Annotated in this window: 14 protein-coding genes; 10 read left to right on the top strand and 4 right to left on the bottom strand. The window is 60.2% G+C overall.

Annotated elements, in window-relative coordinates; genetic code table 11:
- The first annotated feature begins 188 nt into the window (after nucleotides 1-188).
- Nucleotides 189-2690 (top strand): LuxR C-terminal-related transcriptional regulator, encoded by a 2502-nt coding sequence (locus HX793_RS20075; protein WP_177059921.1) that lies wholly within the window; start codon nucleotides 189-191, stop codon nucleotides 2688-2690.
- Here HX793_RS20075 and HX793_RS20070 read toward each other — a convergent pair.
- Nucleotides 2687-3562, bottom strand: a complete 876-nt coding sequence (locus tag HX793_RS20070) for a helix-turn-helix domain-containing protein (protein ID WP_177096879.1) — start codon at nucleotides 3560-3562, stop codon at nucleotides 2687-2689. The genes HX793_RS20075 and HX793_RS20070 overlap by 4 nt on opposite strands.
- Nucleotides 3563-3700: 138 nt before the next feature.
- Here HX793_RS20070 and HX793_RS20065 point away from each other — a divergent pair, with 138 nt between their 5' ends.
- Complete coding sequence (locus tag HX793_RS20065) at nucleotides 3701-4609, top strand: DMT family transporter (protein WP_177052272.1); 909 nt, start codon at nucleotides 3701-3703, stop codon at nucleotides 4607-4609.
- On the opposite strand, the gene norR is transcribed toward HX793_RS20065, so the two are convergent.
- Nucleotides 4595-6118 (bottom strand): nitric oxide reductase transcriptional regulator NorR, encoded by a 1524-nt coding sequence (gene norR, locus HX793_RS20060; protein ID WP_016976161.1) that lies wholly within the window; start codon nucleotides 6116-6118, stop codon nucleotides 4595-4597. The two genes, HX793_RS20065 and norR, sit on opposite strands and share 15 nt — an antisense overlap.
- Nucleotides 6119-6265: 147 nt before the next feature.
- On the opposite strand from norR, the gene hmpA reads away from it, so the two are divergent.
- From hmpA to ptaA, 8 genes are all read left to right on the top strand, one after another.
- Nucleotides 6266-7447 (top strand): NO-inducible flavohemoprotein, encoded by a 1182-nt coding sequence (hmpA, locus tag HX793_RS20055; protein WP_177096880.1) that lies wholly within the window; start codon nucleotides 6266-6268, stop codon nucleotides 7445-7447.
- Between the two features lie 209 nt (nucleotides 7448-7656).
- Nucleotides 7657-8163 carry a disulfide bond formation protein B gene (locus tag HX793_RS20050; protein ID WP_010206438.1) on the top strand — a complete coding sequence of 169 codons (507 nt, stop codon included), beginning with the start codon at nucleotides 7657-7659 and terminating at the stop codon, nucleotides 8161-8163.
- A gap of 792 nt (nucleotides 8164-8955) precedes the next feature.
- Nucleotides 8956-9897 carry a ubiquinol oxidase subunit II gene (cyoA, locus tag HX793_RS20045; protein ID WP_026000009.1) on the top strand — a complete coding sequence of 314 codons (942 nt, stop codon included), beginning with the start codon at nucleotides 8956-8958 and terminating at the stop codon, nucleotides 9895-9897.
- 3 nt (nucleotides 9898-9900) lie between these two features.
- Entirely contained in the window at nucleotides 9901-11919 is a 2019-nt protein-coding gene (cyoB, locus tag HX793_RS20040; RefSeq protein ID WP_016979642.1) for a cytochrome o ubiquinol oxidase subunit I, read from the top strand.
- 3 nt (nucleotides 11920-11922) lie between these two features.
- Nucleotides 11923-12549 (top strand): cytochrome o ubiquinol oxidase subunit III, encoded by a 627-nt coding sequence (locus HX793_RS20035; RefSeq protein WP_016979641.1) that lies wholly within the window; start codon nucleotides 11923-11925, stop codon nucleotides 12547-12549.
- Nucleotides 12549-12890 carry a cytochrome o ubiquinol oxidase subunit IV gene (gene cyoD / locus HX793_RS20030; RefSeq protein WP_016979640.1) on the top strand — a complete coding sequence of 114 codons (342 nt, stop codon included), beginning with the start codon at nucleotides 12549-12551 and terminating at the stop codon, nucleotides 12888-12890. Before HX793_RS20035 ends, cyoD begins: the two co-directional genes overlap by 1 nt.
- An 11-nt stretch (nucleotides 12891-12901) precedes the next feature.
- Entirely contained in the window at nucleotides 12902-13789 is an 888-nt protein-coding gene (gene cyoE / locus HX793_RS20025) for a heme o synthase (protein WP_003194050.1), read from the top strand.
- A gap of 145 nt (nucleotides 13790-13934) precedes the next feature.
- On the top strand, nucleotides 13935-15020 hold the full coding sequence (gene ptaA / locus HX793_RS20020; RefSeq protein WP_177052269.1) for a pyoverdine biosynthesis transaminase PtaA: 1086 nt from the start codon (nucleotides 13935-13937) through the stop codon (nucleotides 15018-15020).
- A 57-nt stretch (nucleotides 15021-15077) separates the two neighbouring features.
- Here the strand turns inward: ptaA and HX793_RS20015 are convergent, their stop codons facing one another.
- Both HX793_RS20015 and HX793_RS20010 read right to left on the bottom strand, forming a co-directional pair.
- Entirely contained in the window at nucleotides 15078-15797 is a 720-nt protein-coding gene (locus HX793_RS20015; RefSeq protein ID WP_177096882.1) for a hypothetical protein, read from the bottom strand.
- 70 nt (nucleotides 15798-15867) lie between these two features.
- On the bottom strand, nucleotides 15868-16506 hold the full coding sequence (locus tag HX793_RS20010; RefSeq protein ID WP_306790384.1) for a DUF6622 family protein: 639 nt from the start codon (nucleotides 16504-16506) through the stop codon (nucleotides 15868-15870).
- Between the last annotated feature and the right edge of the window lie 45 nt (nucleotides 16507-16551).

Below are 16551 nucleotides of genomic sequence, written 5' to 3'. Positions count from 1 at the left end.
GAGTGTCAGTCACCGAATTCATAGACTGATCCGCCGCCTTCGCGAGCAAGCCCGCTCCCACATTGGGTTGTGGATACCTTGAATTTTATGGCTGGAAATCACCCCGCTGAATACTTCTTCAACAACCGCCGACCACAGGACTAGGGTAGGCGCCACGTTGCATAACAATAAAAAAGCAGGATGCAGCAATGACCGCCATGACACGCTGCCTGGACCGTCCTGGATTCATGCCTCGGCTGTCCGCCCATCATTTGTTGCGCCCACGCTTGGCCGAACCCTTGCTGGCGGCGCAGGTCAGGGTCAAGTTGCTGTGCGCGCCCGGTGGCAGTGGCAAGAGCGCGCTGTTCGCCGAGTGCGCGTTGCAGGCACCCAAGGATTGCCCGGTGTACTGGTTGCCGCTCAATGGTATTGCCCTGAGCCCCGTCGATCTTTGCCAGCGCCTGGCGCAGAACCTGGGTTTGCCGTTCACCGATGAAGCCACGCTACTGTCGGACCTTGCCCGTTGGCAGGCCCCGGCGTGGGTGTTCCTCGATGACTTCTGCCGCTTGCCCGCGCCGGACACCGACGCTTTGCTTGATCGCCTGTTGACCGCCAGCAGTCCAGCCCTGACCTGGTGGCTGGGCGCGCGGCGTCGGCCGCTGTGCAATTGGCCGCGGTTGCTGCTCGACGACGAATTGCTGGAGTGCGGCGCCGACCTGGCGTTCAGCCCGGGCGAGATCCAGCATTTGCTCACTCATGCCCCGGGGCAATCCGTCGACAGCGTGTTGCAGTTCAGTGCTGGTTGGTGTGCCGGCGCGCGCATCGCCTTGCTGGGGGACGGCCACCCGGAAAAGACCTTGCTCGATTACCTGCAACACGAACTGTTCAGCACCTTGCCACCCGAACTGGCCGAAGCCTGGCGCGTGCTGGCGCATCTGCCGCGCTTCAACGCGGGGTTGTGCGAGCACCTGTTCGGCTTTGGCGACGGTGATCAGTACCTGCACGATCTGCAGGCCCTCGGCGCGTTTATCCAGCCCTGGGAAGACACCGAGTGGCTGCAGGTCTTTCCACCCCTCGCCGATTTGCTGCGTGACGAGCCCTGGCCAGCCAAGCGTTCATGGCATCGCCGGGCCTGCCAATGGTTCACCGCCGAACAGGACTGGCAGGCTGCGTTTGAACACGCCTTGCTCGCCGAAGAATATGAAGTGGCGGTGAGCCTGTTGCAGCACTTCAGTTTCGAAGACCTGTTCCGCCAGCAGAACGCGATGCTGCTGTTGCGCCTGCATGAACAGCAGGGCGATGAGCTGATGCTCGGTTCGGCGCAATTGGTCGGGCTGCTGACGGCGGCGTTGCTGTTCGCCGGGCGCTTCGAGCAGGCCGCGCAATGCATCCATCAACTGGCGCGGTTCGCGCCGCAACCGACGGCGGCGCAACAGCGCTACCTGCTGGCGCGCTGGCAGGCGCAGTGGGGCTGGTTGCTGCATCTGGGTGGCGATGCCGAACGTTCTCGCGAACACTTCCTCGAAGCGCTGCAAGCCTTGCCCGACAGCGCCTGGACGTCGCGGTTGATGTGCCTTTCGGGCCTCACCCAGCAAGCCTTGCTGCGTGGTGAACTGGATGTCGCCCAAGCCCTGAGTCGCGAAGCCTTGTGCCTGGCCCGTGCCCACGGCTCGTTGCTGCTCGAGGCCTTGTTGGAGCTGGATCACGCGCAACTGCTGGAGCAGCGTGGCGCCCCTTATCGGGCGCAAAGCCTGCTGGAAAATGTGCAGGCGATGCTGCTCAAGCAGCGCCTCAAGGCCGGGCCTTTGGTCGGGCGCATCGCCCTGCGGCGCGGGCACCTGGCGTTGCGGCAAGGGCAGGACAGCCTGGCTGCCGAGTGTTTCGAGGCGGGCTTGAAGATGTGCCTGCACAGCCAGGACAAACGCGTGCTTTACGGATTTCTTGGACTGGCTCTGCTGGCCGCCAACCGTGGCGATTACGCCCAGGCCTTTGTGCAACTGCGCGATGCCGAGCGGCTGATGCAACAGCGTCAGGTGCCCGACACGGTGTACCGCGCGGTGTTGCTGCTGGTCAGCGGGCATTTCTGGTTGCAGCAGGGGCGTGCCGAATTGACAGTGGAAGCGGTTCGCCGCGTGCTCCGCCACTTTCGTGGGCCCCAGGCCAGGCAGGCACCGCCGGCCACCCTGGAACTGGTGCCGCGCCTGGAGTACCTGCTGGTGCTGGCGGAAGTGAAACTGGGGTGCGCCGATCAGCCGGTGGCGCGACTCACGGCCCTACTGGATACCGCTCACCAGCGCGGCATGCTCTGCCTGGAAACCGAGCTGCACTTGGTGCTGGGCGAAGTGGCCTGGCAAATTGGTGATTCCACGCTGGCGCGCCGCTCGCTGCAAACCGGGCTGGTGTTGGCGGCACGCTGCCAAGTGCAGCAAGCGATTCGTGAACTGCGGCTGCGTTCGCCGGGATTACTGAGTGAGCTGGGCATGGAGCCACAGGCGCCCGTGGCGGGTGCGGTAGAGAGCCCGCTCAGCCAGCGTGAGCTGGAGGTGCTGCAGTTGATCGCCCTGGGCAACTCCAACCTGGAAATCGCCGACCGGCTGTTTATCTCCCTGCATACGGTCAAGACCCACGCGCGGCGTATCCACAGCAAGCTCGGCGTGGAGCGCCGCACGCAAGCGGTGGCCAAGGCCAAGACATTGGGGTTGATGACCTAGGTGCAGAACGCCTGCCGGTACTCGCCGGGCGTGGCGCCCATGGCTTGGCGGAAGCGATGGGTGAAGTGGCTGGCGCTGGAGAAACCGCACATCAAGGCAATTTCACTCAAGGGCAGGGCGCCACTGCGCAGCAGGGCCTGGGCGCGGGTGAGGCGACGCGCCAGCAGGTATTGGTGCGGCGGCAGGCCGAAGCTTTGGCGGAACATCCGCGCGAAATGGTATTCCGACAGCGCACACATCCCGGCCAATTGGCCCAGGCTGATCGGGTCTTCCAGGTGCTGGTCGATGTACTCCACCAACAGCCGTCGCTGATGCGCCGCCAGCCCGCCTTTCAACCGTAATCCTTCGCGGGCACCCACCTGGCTGAGCAGGGTATGGCTGAGCATTTCGTGGGCCAGGCTGCTGGTCAGCAGGCGTTCGGCGGGTTCGTGCCAGTTCAGTGCGATCAACTGGTGAAAGCGCCGGGCCTGGCTGGCGTCTTCCAGGAAGGTGCTTTCGCGCAATTGCAGGGTGCGCGGTTCGCGGTCGAGCAGGGTGACGCAGCCCAGGGCGAATTGCTCCGGGCTGAAGTACACATGGGCCAGGCGGATTTCGCCGTTGATCACCCACGCCGACTGGTGCTCGGCGGGCAGGATGCACAGCTTGTCGGGCCCGCCCTTGGTGCCCGGCTGGTCACGCCGAAAGGTGCCGGTGCCGCCGCCGATGTAGCACGACAAGGTGTGATGGCTGGGCGCCTGGTAATCCTGGGCATCGTGATGGTTGCTCCACAAGGCTGCAGACAAGCCGTCACCGAGCTCGGCGCAGGCTTCGAGGCGTGCATTGGGCGAGCGGTTAAGGGCTTGAAAGACTTGCAGGGATTCCAGATCAGGCATGGTTCGTACTCTCCGACGCCTTGCATCCTACTCCGCGCGGTGAGTGCTGTGCGCCCACCGTCCGACAAAAGCGCAAGATTGTGCAAGAGCGCGCCATGAATCGCGGGCCACACTGTGGCTCAATCGATGGAGCCCGCTATGAACCTTTCCCTGTATTTACTCACCGTGCTGATCTGGGGCACCACTTGGATCGCCCTCAAATGGCAACTGGGCGTGGTGGCGATTCCGGTGTCCATCGTCTATCGCTTCGGCTTGGCGGCGCTGGTGTTGTTTGCGCTGTTGTTGCTGAGCCGCAAGCTGCAGGTGATGAGCCGACGCGGGCATTTGATCTGCCTGGCCCAGGGGCTGTGCCTGTTTTGCGTGAACTTCATGTGTTTCCTGACGGCCAGCCAATGGATTCCCAGCGGGTTGGTGGCGGTGGTGTTTTCTACGGCCACGCTGTGGAATGCGCTGAACGCACGGGTGTTTTTCGGCCAGCGGGTGGCGCGTAACGTGTTGATGGGCGGCGGGTTGGGTTTGCTGGGCTTGGGCTTGTTGTTCTGGCCGGAGCTGGTGGGGCATACCGCCAGCCCGCAGACCTTGCTTGGCTTGGGATTGGCACTGTTGGGGACCATGTGTTTCTCGGCGGGCAATATGCTCTCGAGTCTGCAACAGAAGGCCGGCCTGAGGCCGCTGACGACCAATGCCTGGGGCATGTTGTATGGTTCGTTGATGCTGGCGACCTACTGTGTGGTGCGCGGGATTCCGTTTGAGATGGACTGGAGCGCGCGCTACATCGGCGCCCTGTGGTACCTGGTGATCCCTGGTTCGGTGATCGGCTTTACCGCCTACCTGACCCTGGTCGGGCGCATGGGGCCGGAGCGCGCGGCGTATTGCACTGTGCTGTTCCCGGTCGTGGCGTTGAATGTGTCGGCGTTTGCCGAGGGCTACCAATGGACCGCGCCGGCGTTGGCGGGGTTGGTGCTGGTGATGCTGGGCAATGTGTTGGTTTTTCGTAAGCCCAAACCCGCCCCTGTCCCCACCGAGAAAGCCTTACTTCAGCCCTAGGCGCTTGGCCATCCGTCCGAGGTTGGCGCGGTCCAGCCCGAGTTCACGGGCTGCGCTGGCCCAGTTGTGCTGGTGGCGCTCCAGGCAGGCGCTGATGACCTGGCGTTGATAGTGTTCGGTGGCCTGGCGCAGGTCGCCGGTCACGCTGGGCACCGCATCGACCGGTTCGTCGATCACCGGCGCACTGACATCGGGCAGGTCCAGGTCCTGGGCATTCAAGCTGAGAATCTTCGGACGTTCGCGACAGTTACCCAAGGCTTTCAGCGCGCTGCGTCCGATCAAATGTTCCAGCTCCCGCACATTGCCTGGCCAGTTATAGGCCAGCAGCGCCGCCTGGGCGTCGCTGGTCAGGCGCAGGCTGCCCAGGCCCATGCGTGAGCGGTTCTGTTCCAGGAAGAAACCGGCCAGTAGCAACACATCGCGCCCGCGTTCACGCAACGCCGGCACTTGCAGCGGGTAGACGCTGAGGCGGTGATAGAAGTCGGCGCGGTAGCGGCCATTGCGTACTTCGTCAGCGAGGTCGCGGTTGGTGGCGGCGATCAGGCGCACGTCCACCTGGTGTTCCTTGTCCGAGCCCAGGCGCTGCAACTGGCCGCTTTGCAGCACCCGCAGCAGCTTGGCCTGCACGGTCAGTGACAATTCACCCACTTCGTCGAGGAACAGCGTGCCGCCGTTGGCCAGTTCGAACTTGCCGCGACGCTCGTTCAACGCGCCGGTAAAGGCCCCGCGTACATGGCCGAACAGTTCGCTTTCCACCAGGGTTTCCGGCAGGGCGGCGCAGTTGAGGCTGATCAGCGGTTTATCCGCGCGCGTCGAAGCGGCGTGGATGGCCTGGGCCACCAATTCCTTGCCTACCCCGGTTTCGCCGGTGATCAGCACGGTGAGGTCACTGCCGCCCACCAGCTTGATTTCTTCTACCAAGCGCTTGTGGGGTTTGCTCTGGCCGATCATCTCCTTGTGCTGCTGGCCGCTGGCCTCGCGGTAGATTTCGGCGCGCAGGGTCAGGCGTTCGATACGTTCGGCCACGTTGACGGTGGCGGCGGCGAGGCTGGCGAAGGCTTGCAGGGCGTCCAGTTCCACGCGCTCGAAGCGCTCGGTGTCGAGGGCGTCCAGGGTCAGCAGGCCCCAAGGCTGATCGTCGACGAACAGCGGGCAACCCATGCAGTCATGAACTTCCAGGTGCCCGTGAAGGCCATCCACCAATCCGTCATAGGGGTCGGGCAATTCGCTGTCACTGTCGAAACGAGTAGGGCCGGGGCTGCTCAGCAACACGGCAAAACGCGGGTGTTCGCTGACTTTGAAGCGCCGACCCAGGGTGTCGGCGCTCAAGCCGTCGACGGCCAACGGCACCAACCATTCGCCGTCCAGGCGCAACAGCGCGGCGGCGTCACAGGGCAGCAGGGCGCGCATGGCTTGTAGCAGACGGCGATAACGCTCGCCCTCGGGTAGTTCACGCGACAGGTCGGCGACCAGGGGCAGCAGGGTGGTGAGCAGCGATTGCGCAGTCATAATGACTCCTTGTAGTCCTTATGACTATACTTCGTAGGAAGTCGTATTGACTACGTATTAAATAAGTTATTGAAATTTAACGCTTTATTAGTTGGCACGAATACTGATTAGGTAAAGACAATCAGTAAAGAAGCCCAGGAGGCTCCCATGCTTAGTGCCCAAGACCGTGCCATCGTCAAATCCACCGTGCCCCTGCTGGAAAGCGGCGGCGAAGCGCTGATCACCCATTTTTACCGCATGATGCTTTCCGAGTACCCGGAAGTTCGCCCGCTATTCAACCAGGCCCACCAGGCCACCGGCGACCAGCCCCGCGCCCTGGCCAACGGGGTGTTGATGTACGCGCGGCATATCGACCAGTTGGACCAACTGGGCGACCTGGTGGCCAAGATCATCAACAAGCATGTGGCCCTGCAGATCCTGCCGGAGCATTACCCGATCGTCGGCGCCTGCCTGCTGCGCGCGATTTCCGAAGTGCTGGGCAGCGAGATTGCGACGCCCGAGGTGATGAACGCCTGGGGCGCGGCCTATGGCCAACTGGCGGATATCCTGATCGGCGCCGAGGCGGCGATCTATGAAGAGAAAGCGCAGGCGCCGGGTGGCTGGCGGGGGGCGCGGCCGTTCATCATCGTTAAGCGCGTGGTGGAGAGTGACGAGATTATCTCCTTCTACTTTGCCCCGGTGGACAACGGTCCGATTCTTGCCGCTGCACCGGGCCAATACATCGGCATGAAACTGGTGCTGGATGGCGAAGAAGTGCGCCGCAACTATTCGCTGTCGGCCCTGACCGACTCGGGCCTGTACCGCATCAGCGTCAAGCGCGAAGCCGGCGGGCGGGTGTCCAACTACCTGCACGACCAATTGCACGTCGGTGCGACTATTGACCTGTTTCCGCCTTCGGGGGAGTTCACCCTGGCAGCCAGCGACAAACCGCTGGTGCTGATCAGCGGTGGAGTGGGCATCACGCCGACCTTGCCGATGCTCGAAGCCGCCCTGGCTACCCAGCGCCCGGTGCACTTCATCCACTGCGCGCGTAACGGCGGGGTGCATGCGTTCCGTGATTGGGTCGATGCCCTGGCGGCCAAGCACCCACAGCTCAAGCGCTTCTATTGCTACGCCGAGGATGATGGTGTGAGCCCGGCGGCGGACAAGGTGGGTTTGCTCAGCCAGGAACAGCTTGCGGCGTGGTTGCCGGAGCAGCGCGATATCGATGCCTACTTCCTTGGCCCTAAAGGCTTCATGGGCGCGATCAAGCGTCACCTCAAGGCCTTGGGCGTGCCAGAGAAGCAAAGCCGCTACGAATTCTTCGGTCCGGCTGCGGCGCTGGAATAACTCCAGCCCCCTGTAGGGGCGAGCTTGCTCGCGAAGATCGCCAACGAAAACGCGCCCGTCCAGAATGAATACGGCGCGCTGGCGTTTTTCGCGAGCAAGCTCGCTCCTACAGAAAGGCGCATTAATCCCCCGTTAACCCCCCTCTGTTTAAACCACTCCCTGTGTGTAAACTTGCGGCCATTGGCACAACCAAACAAAGGGAACCGGAAATGAGTGACGAATTGCGTTTAGGCAGGGAGCGGCGCTTTCTGGTGTTGCTGGGCATCATCTGCCTGGCGCTGATCGGCGGTGCGCTTTATATGCAGGTGGTACTCGGCGAGGCGCCGTGCCCGCTGTGCATCCTGCAACGCTACGCCTTGCTGTTGATCGCGATCTTCGCGTTCATCGGTGCGGCCATGCGCACCAAAGGGGCGCTCACGTTTTTCGAAGGGCTGGTGATACTCAGCGCCCTCGGCGGTGTGGCCGCAGCCGGTCACCACGTGTACACCCAGTTCTTCCCCCAGGTCAGTTGCGGCATTGATGTGCTGCAACCGATCGTCGATGACCTGCCACTGGCCAAAGTGTTCCCCCTGGGGTTCCAGGTCGATGGCTTCTGCAGCACCCCGTATCCACCCGTGCTGGGTCTGTCCCTGGCGCAGTGGGCGCTGGTCGCGTTCGTACTGACCGTGATCCTGGTGCCGTTGGGCATTTACCGGAATCGCCAGCGCAAAGCCTGAGCCCATCCCTGAAACGCTCCGGTCCTTCTTGAAGGAAGACCGGGGCGTTTTTGTTTGTAGGGATTTGTGAATAGAACGTGACGCGGGACAATCTTGGGTGCGCGCAGTGTGCGACATGTTGTCACACGGAAGCTGCCGCAGGACGTTTCTGACTCGCCAAACGGCCGCTTAAATTTGCATAAAACGGCCAAGATGTGCTGTCAGTTCGTGGTTCCGGCGAGGCCACGAACCTCGCGCCGCGCCAGCAATTGGGTGATGTCCGAATGCCTTGTTTTATGGGGGCTTGCATCGGTTTGGCATGCCCTTACAGCGCGTAAGGACTGCAACGGATTACCCTATAACACGGCAATTTTTGTGGTTTTTGTTGAGAATCGAACGCGATAAGATCGCGAACCTTTGCAATATTGGTGAAGGATTATTGCTGTAATCGATAAAAATTATTTCTTTATAAGACATGGTTTATACATCGCTAGCTAACTACAATCGCCCGCACTGAATGTCCGGTGCTGTTCAATATTTGAGCACTGGAGCGGTCGAGGGGCAGATGGACGGCTCTGTGCGACCCCAAGGTTCCGACAGCCTTTCAACTATCCGCACCAAATGGAATTGGTCTGTAACAAGGCCTTTAACCACGAAATCGAATAAGAACTCACCGCAGGTCCGTGAAACGCCACCTAATGGCGTGATGGGCAGGCTCTTATTCAATCGAAGAGAAATGCCAACCCTTGGCAGGGTGAAGTGTTGGCGATCAAAACCCAACTGCATTGCGCAAGCTGCTTTAGAGGTCGTGAGATGAGTAAAAACAGGTACCCCCGATTACTAGGCTTTTTGCCGCTGCTTGGCATGATGTTAATGCTGGGAGGCTGCAAGTGGACCTTGATGGACCCAAAAGGACAGATCGGTCTGGATCAACGAAACCTGATCATCACCGCCACCCTGCTGATGTTGTTGGTTGTGGTGCCTGTGATCATCATGACCTTCGCCTTCGCCTGGAAATACCGCGCGTCGAACACCAGCGCGACCTACGCGCCGAAGTGGTCGCACTCCACCAAGATTGAAGTCGCAGTGTGGCTGGTGCCAATCCTCATCATCATCGCCCTGGGTTACATCACCTATAAGTCGACCCATGAGCTGGACCCGTACCGTCCGCTGGAATCTGACGTCAAGCCGATCAACATCGAAGTGGTCGCGCTGGACTGGAAGTGGCTGTTCATCTACCCGGACCTGGGTATCGCCACCGTTAACGAAATCCAGTTCCCGGAGAACACTCCGCTTAACTTCCGGATCACCTCCGACGCCGTGATGAACTCGTTCTTCATCCCAGCCCTGGGCGGCCAGATCTACGCGATGGCAGGCATGCAGACTCGCCTGCACCTGATCGCCAACGAAAAAGCTGAAATGGAAGGCATCTCCGCAAACTACAGCGGCGCTGGCTTCACCGGCATGAAATTCAAAGCGATCTCGACGAGCCAGGAAGGTTTCAACGCCTGGGTAGCCGAAGTCAAGGCCGCACCTAAACAGCTTGATCAAGCTGAATACGACGCCCTGACCAAACCAAGCCAGAACAACCCCGTCGCTCTGTACTCCGCGTATGAGCCGGACCTGTTTCAGAAAATCGTCGACAAGTACGAAGGTATGAAGCCAGGCAAGCCGGTCAAGCACGAGAAGAAAGAAGTGGCCGCGGTTGAAGGTTCTGACACGGGCTCGCATTCAACTGCTGGGGCAGAGGAGTAAACGATGTTTGGTAAATTAAGTTGGGATGCGGTCCCGTTCCACGAGCCGATCGTAATGGTGACTATCGCCATGATCGCGCTGGGTGGTCTGGCACTGTTTGCAGGTATCACGTACTTCAAGAAGTGGACCTACCTGTGGACCGAGTGGCTGACTTCGGTCGACCACAAGAAAATCGGCGTCATGTACGTCATCGTTGCCATGGTCATGCTGCTGCGTGGTTTTGCCGACGCCATCATGATGCGTACCCAGTTGGCCATGGCCACCGAGGGTTCGCCTGGCTACCTGCCACCTGAACACTATGACCAGATCTTCACCGCTCACGGTGTGATCATGATCATCTTCATGGCGATGCCATTCTTCACCGGCCTGATGAACCTTGCCTTGCCGCTGCAGATTGGCGCCCGTGACGTTGCCTACCCGTTCCTGAACTCCCTGAGCTTCTGGCTGCTGGTTTCCGGCGTGGTGCTGATCAACGTGTCCCTGGGCGTCGGCGAATTCGCCAAGACCGGTTGGGTTGCGTATCCGCCATTGTCGGGCCTGCAATACAGCCCTGGCGTGGGTGTGGACTACTACATCTGGGCCCTACAGTTATCAGGACTCGGGACGACATTGACGGGGGTCAACTTCCTGGCCACCGTCCTGAAAATGCGCGCCCCTGGCATGAAACTGATGGACATGCCGATCTTCACCTGGACCTGCACCTGGGCCAACGTCCTGATCGTGGCTTCGTTCCCGATTCTGGCCGCTACCATGGCGCTGCTGTCGCTTGACCGTTACCTGGATTTCCACATTTTCACCAACGAACTTGGTGGCAATCCAATGATGTACGTGAACCTGTTCTGGGCATGGGGTCACCCTGAGGTGTACATCCTGATCCTGCCAGCGTTCGGTATCTTCTCCGAAGTGATCTCGACCTTTACCGGCAAGCGCCTGTTCGGTCACCACTCGATGGTTTACGCATCGGGCGCAATCTCCGTACTGGGCTTCATGGTGTGGCTGCACCACTTCTTCACCATGGGTTCGGGGGCCAGCGTCAACGCCTTCTTCGGCCTGGCGACGATGCTGATTTCCATCCCGACGGGGGTGAAGCTATTCAACTGGTTGTTCACCATCTACCACGGTCGTTTGCGCATGACCAGCCAGGTCCTGTGGACCCTGGGCTTCATGGTGACCTTCGCCATCGGCGGCATGACCGGCGTATTGCTGGCCATCCCGGGTGCTGACTTCGTGCTGCACAACAGCCTGTTCGTGATCGCTCACTTCCACAACGTGATCATCGGCGGCGCGGTATTCGGTTACATCGCTGGTTTCAGCTTCTACTTCCCGAAAGCGTTCGGCTTCAAGCTGCACGAAGGCTGGGGCAAGGCTGCATTCTGGTTCTGGATCTCGGGCTTCTTCGTCGCGTTCATGCCGCTCTATGCACTGGGCTTCATGGGCATGACCCGTCGCCTGAACGCTACTACCAACCCTGAGTGGGTGCCGTACCTGTACGTCGCCATGTTCGGTGCGGTGATGATCGCCGTGGGTATCGCTTGCCAGCTGATCCAGCTGTACGTGAGTGTCCGTGACCGTAAGCAGAACGCTTGCGACTCCGGTGACCCATGGAATGGCCACACCCTGGAATGGTCGACTTCGTCGCCACCGCCGTTCTACAACTTCGCCGTGATCCCGACTGCGAACACCATTGATGCGTTCACCGAAGCCAAGGAAGACGGTACTGCGTACCAGCGTCCTAAGCACTACGAACCGATCCACATGCCAAACAACACCGCCACTGGCGTGGTGATGGGCGCGCTGTTGACCGTGTTCGGCTTCGCGATGATCTGGCACATCTGGTGGCTGGCAATCGCGAGCCTGGTGGGCACCATCGGCTACTTCATTGTCCACGCTGCACGTGATGATCAAGGCTACATGGTGCCGGTCGAGACGATCGAACGCATCGAAGCCGAGCAACACGCTCGCCTGGTCGCCGAGAAGAAAATCCCGGCCAACCGTGTAGAAACCTCGTTGGAACAGGCTTAAACCATGTCGAACTTAGTGACCAATGCTGGACACGCCCATGTCGATGACCATGGGCACGATGACCATCACCACGACTCGGGGCCGATGACCGTTTTCGGTTTCTGGCTCTACCTGATGACCGACTGCATTTTGTTTGCGTCGATCTTCGCGGTGTACGCGGTACTGGTAAACAACGTAGCGGGTGGCCCGTCGGGCCACGACATCTTCGAACTGCCTTACGTGCTCGGCGAAACCGCCTTGCTGTTGTTCAGTTCGATCACCTACGGCTTCGCCATGTTGGCCTTCTACAAGGGCAACAAGAAAGGCGTACTGAGCTGGTTGGGACTGACCTTCCTGTTCGGCCTGGGCTTCATCGGCATGGAGATCAACGAGTTCCACCTGCTGATCTCCGAAGGCTACGGCCCGCACCGTTCCGGCTTCCTGTCCGCGTTCTTCACGCTGGTAGGTACCCACGGTCTGCACGTGTCTGCCGGCCTGCTGTGGATGGCGGTGATGATGTATCAGGTCAATAAGCACGGCCTGACCAACACCAACAAGACTCGCCTGACCTGCCTGAGCCTGTTCTGGCACTTCCTGGACGTGGTCTGGATCTGCGTCTTCACCGTTGTTTACCTGATGGGGACTCTGTAATGGCTAATGCACACTCCCATGACCATGACAGCCATGATGCGAGCCACGGCAGCGTTAAGTCGTACGCCATCGGCTTCATCCTGTCGGTAATCCTGACGCTCATCCCGTTCGGTCTGGTGATGTACCCGACCCTGCCGAAGTCGATCACGTTGATGATCGTGCTGGCATTCGCGGTGATTCAGGTACTGGTGCACCTGGTGTACTTCCTGCACCTGGACCGTTCCAAAGAGCAGCGCGACAACGTGGTTGCGTTCGTGTTCGCAGGGATCGTAATCGTACTGCTGGTTGGCCTGTCGATATGGATCATGTTCAGCATCCATACGTTCATGATGGCGAAGTGAGGTAAGACCCGATGTCGCTTAAGCACTTTATCCAAATCACCAAACCGGGGATCATTTTCGGTAACGTGCTTTCTGTGGCGGGCGGTTTCTTCCTGGCCTCCAAGGGACATGTCGATCTGGCCATCTTCCTGGCTGCAATGATCGGCACATCCCTGGTGGTAGCTTCCGGTTGCGTGTTCAACAACTGCATCGACCGTGACATCGATATCAAGATGGAGCGCACCAAGAATCGCGTGCTGGTCCAGGGCCTTATCTCCCTGAAGCTGGCACTGATCTACGCGACCGTCCTAGGTGTTGCCGGCGTGGCGTTGTTGTACAAGGTGGCCAACCCGCTGGCGGCGCTGTTTGCCGTGATCGGGTTTGTCATCTACGTCGGCCTCTACAGCCTGTACCTCAAGCGCAAGTCGGTTCACGGCACGCTGGTGGGCAGTCTGTCGGGAGCGATGCCGCCGGTGATTGGTTATGTGGCTGTAACCAATAGCTTCGACATGGCCGCGCTGACGCTACTGGTGATGTTCAGCCTGTGGCAGATGCCGCATTCCTACGCCATCGCGATTTTCCGCTTCAATGACTACCTGGCTGCGTCGATTCCGGTTCTTCCGGTTAAACGTGGCATTCAGGTCGCCAAGAAACACATCCTGCTGTACATCCTGGCCTTCCTTGTGGCGACCTTGATGTTGACCTTCAGTGGCTACGCCGGCATGAGCTACCTTGCCGTCGCCGCCGCCATGGGCATGTACTGGTTGTACATGGCCTGGACCGGCTACAAGGCGGTGGATGACACCGTCTGGGCACGCAAGCTGTTCGTGTTCTCGATCTTCACCATCACCGCGCTCAGCGTGATGATGTCCCTGGATTTCCAAGTGCCGAAAGAGCTGTTGCTGACTTACGCTCACTGAGTGGTCCCGCAGTGAAAAAGCCCCGCCTTCGAGAGAAGCGCGGGGCTTTTTCTTGGGCGCAGGTTTAAATCTCCGGGTATTTTTATCGTCATACCCTTCTGTACGTGCTGTGCGAATCCATCCCTCGCCAACAAGGAGTTGCCACATGGTCAGCGTTAGTCGTCGGTCTCTTCTCGCCTTGGGCGCAGCCCTGCCCCTGCTGGGGCGCCTCGATTGGGCCATGGCGACGCCACCGCCGGCGAAGCCTGACAAGGTGCGGCTCAATTACAACGAAAGCCCCTATGGCCCCTCAAGCGCTGCGCGTGAGGCGATGCGGCAAGGTATCGCCATCGCTGGGCTTTATCCCTACGGGCATATGTATGCGTTGGCGGGACTGTTTGCCCAACAGCAGGGGATTGCCGAAGAACAGGTCGCGGTCTTTGCCGGTTCGATGGCAGCCTTGCGCTATGCCGTGTTGGCGTTCACCACCGAGACCCGCGGCCTGGTGATGGCCGCGCCATCCTACGAAGTGCCGCGCCAGGCGGCGCAGGCGAACAAGGCACCCGTGAAGGAGGTCAGCCTGGATGCCGACCACGCCCACGACATCCCGGCCATGCTCGCCGCCGATCCTCAGGCCGGCATGCTTTACCTGTGCAACCCCAACAACCCTACCGGTACCGTTACGCCCGTCGACGCCATCCGCCACGCGTTGGCGAATAAACCCAAAGGCAGTGTGCTGGTGGTGGACGAGGCCTACATCGACTTCGCCGACGTGCCCAGCGTGGTCAGTTGGGTCAAGGACCACGACGACCTGCTGGTGCTGCGCACGTTCTCGAAAATCTACGGCATGGCCGGTGCCCGCCTGGGCTTGGCGGTCGGGCATCCGGCGTTGCTGGAACGCCTCGCCGTATTTGGCGGCGACAACGTGCCGGCCGGCACCACCTTGCTCGGCGGTCTTGCCAGCCTGGAGGACGTAAAGCTGTTGCCACAACGCAAGGCGCTCAACAATCAACTGCGTGATGAGACCGTGGCGTGGTTGAAAAGCCGGGGTTTCACCTGCACCGCGTCACAGGCCAACTGCTTTATGATCGACGTGAAGCAACCGGCGGAGCAGGTGATCGAGAAGCTGGCGGCGCAGGGCGTGATGATTGGTCGGGTGTTTGACAGCTGGCCGCAGTGGGTACGGGTCACGGTGGGGGACAAACGGGGTATGGCGCGGTTTCGCGAGGTGTTTGCAGCGCAGGTCAGTTGAAGTAACACAAAACAACTGTGGGAGCGAGCCAGCCCGCTCCCACATGGGTTAGCGGTGTTACTGCTGCGCGATGCTGTACCCATCAAACGCAGTCTGCTGCTGCAGCGCAGTGATCACGCTCTTGCGGCTCAACGGCTGCTCGGCGCCGGAGTTATCCACAAAACTCTCAACTTCCAACTCCGCTTCATCCCCTTCACCCACGAAGCTGAAACCCAGGAACTCGAACGCCTCACGGTCGACGTTCAGCTTGGACCGCGGCGTGCGCAGCGGCAGGGTGACGCTGATGCCATCCTTACTGATCACAAACACTTCGGCTTCTTTCTTGGGCCGTGAGGCCTTGCTCTTGCCGGCGCTCGGGTTGCTGATGGCCTGGTGGCTCTGGTTCAGCACTTTCAACGCCAGGCCGTAGACCAACTCCTGGAATTCAGGATCGTCCTTGAAGCTGGACAGGATGCGGCTGATCGAAAACTTGCTGCTCAGGTCTTCCAGGGCAGCGTTATCGGCGGCTTCGGCGTCCTTGAGTTGCTTGAGCTGGCCCATCAGGTCGTAGGCCTTGTCGTCGTCGAAGGCGTCATGGGCCTGACGAATGGCCACGCGCAGTTCGCGGATCTGGTCGCTTTCCTTGGACGTGTGGAACGCGTCCAGCACCATTTCGCTGATGATCTTGGCGGCGGGCACATGCTGTGAAAGATTGATGGCGTTTTCGTACTCGGCTTTGGCGTGCAAGGCGACTACGGATTCTTCGGGGGCGGATTTTTCGGTGTAAGAATCGGACATTGAAATTTCACTACTTCAGTAAACGAGGACAAAAAAGCGTCGGGCATTTTCAGGGGGCAGGGAGGTCAGGTCAAGGCAACACAATGCCCTTATCCCGACGCAACGCCGTCAGCGCCCGCTGCAACCTTACGGCTCGTCCGCAAAACAGACCTACGGTAAACCCCGATACGCCGCCAACTGCCATCAACATCGTCGGCGTGCTCAGTAGCAGCGGATGCACGGCTTGCTGGTAACCGAAGTAGTACTTCACCGCAAAGAACAGTTGCGAGATCAGCAGGGTTTTCCAGGTGCCCGGCAATAGCAGGGTCTCGCCATTGGCATCCAGCCGCGCTCCTTCAGCGTTGAACAGCACCATCCCCACCAGGCTGCCCAGCACCACGCCGGCGACCCAGGCGCCGCTCGACAAGATTGAAGGCGCCAGCGACATCAACGACCACACCACCAGCACCACCGGAAGGATCACCAGCGAGCGACGATTTTCGCGTCCACCCAGGTAGGCCTTGATCCCGTAGTAGCAAATCCACAGGTAAATGGCATAGACCCAAAGGGGCGTGCCTTGGAGGATGTCGAGCATGGTGTGCGTCCGTGCAGTAGGGAGGTGGCGGATAGTCGTTGAGTACTGACGCCTTTGTCCAGCGATCTGCCCCTGACCCACATCAACACTCCCCGCCCACAAAACCGTTACAACACAGAGGCCTGATGAACCCATAAAAACGACCACTGACCTGCGCCGAGGGGACCACCCCACGCCAGG

The sequence above is a fragment of the Pseudomonas reactans genome, assembly GCF_013387025.1.
Lineage (GTDB): Bacteria > Pseudomonadota > Gammaproteobacteria > Pseudomonadales > Pseudomonadaceae > Aquipseudomonas > Aquipseudomonas reactans.
This window is presented reverse-complemented; position numbering and strand designations above follow the sequence as displayed.

Bases quoted from the DNA above. Each gene is read 5' to 3' on its own strand.
- HX793_RS20075 (WP_177059921.1), top strand. From the start codon at position 189: ATGACCGCCATGACACGCTGCCTGGACCGTCCTGGATTCATGCCTCGG.
- HX793_RS20070 (WP_177096879.1), bottom strand. From the start codon at position 3,562: ATGCCTGATCTGGAATCCCTGCAAGTCTTTCAAGCCCTTAACCGCTCG.
- HX793_RS20065 (WP_177052272.1), top strand. From the start codon at position 3,701: ATGAACCTTTCCCTGTATTTACTCACCGTGCTGATCTGGGGCACCACT.
- norR (WP_016976161.1), bottom strand. From the start codon at position 6,118: ATGACTGCGCAATCGCTGCTCACCACCCTGCTGCCCCTGGTCGCCGAC.
- hmpA (WP_177096880.1), top strand. From the start codon at position 6,266: ATGCTTAGTGCCCAAGACCGTGCCATCGTCAAATCCACCGTGCCCCTG.
- HX793_RS20050 (WP_010206438.1), top strand. From the start codon at position 7,657: ATGAGTGACGAATTGCGTTTAGGCAGGGAGCGGCGCTTTCTGGTGTTG.
- cyoA (WP_026000009.1), top strand. From the start codon at position 8,956: ATGAGTAAAAACAGGTACCCCCGATTACTAGGCTTTTTGCCGCTGCTT.
- cyoB (WP_016979642.1), top strand. From the start codon at position 9,901: ATGTTTGGTAAATTAAGTTGGGATGCGGTCCCGTTCCACGAGCCGATC.
- HX793_RS20035 (WP_016979641.1), top strand. From the start codon at position 11,923: ATGTCGAACTTAGTGACCAATGCTGGACACGCCCATGTCGATGACCAT.
- cyoD (WP_016979640.1), top strand. From the start codon at position 12,549: ATGGCTAATGCACACTCCCATGACCATGACAGCCATGATGCGAGCCAC.
- cyoE (WP_003194050.1), top strand. From the start codon at position 12,902: ATGTCGCTTAAGCACTTTATCCAAATCACCAAACCGGGGATCATTTTC.
- ptaA (WP_177052269.1), top strand. From the start codon at position 13,935: ATGGTCAGCGTTAGTCGTCGGTCTCTTCTCGCCTTGGGCGCAGCCCTG.
- HX793_RS20015 (WP_177096882.1), bottom strand. From the start codon at position 15,797: ATGTCCGATTCTTACACCGAAAAATCCGCCCCCGAAGAATCCGTAGTC.
- HX793_RS20010 (WP_306790384.1), bottom strand. From the start codon at position 16,506: ATGGGTTCATCAGGCCTCTGTGTTGTAACGGTTTTGTGGGCGGGGAGT.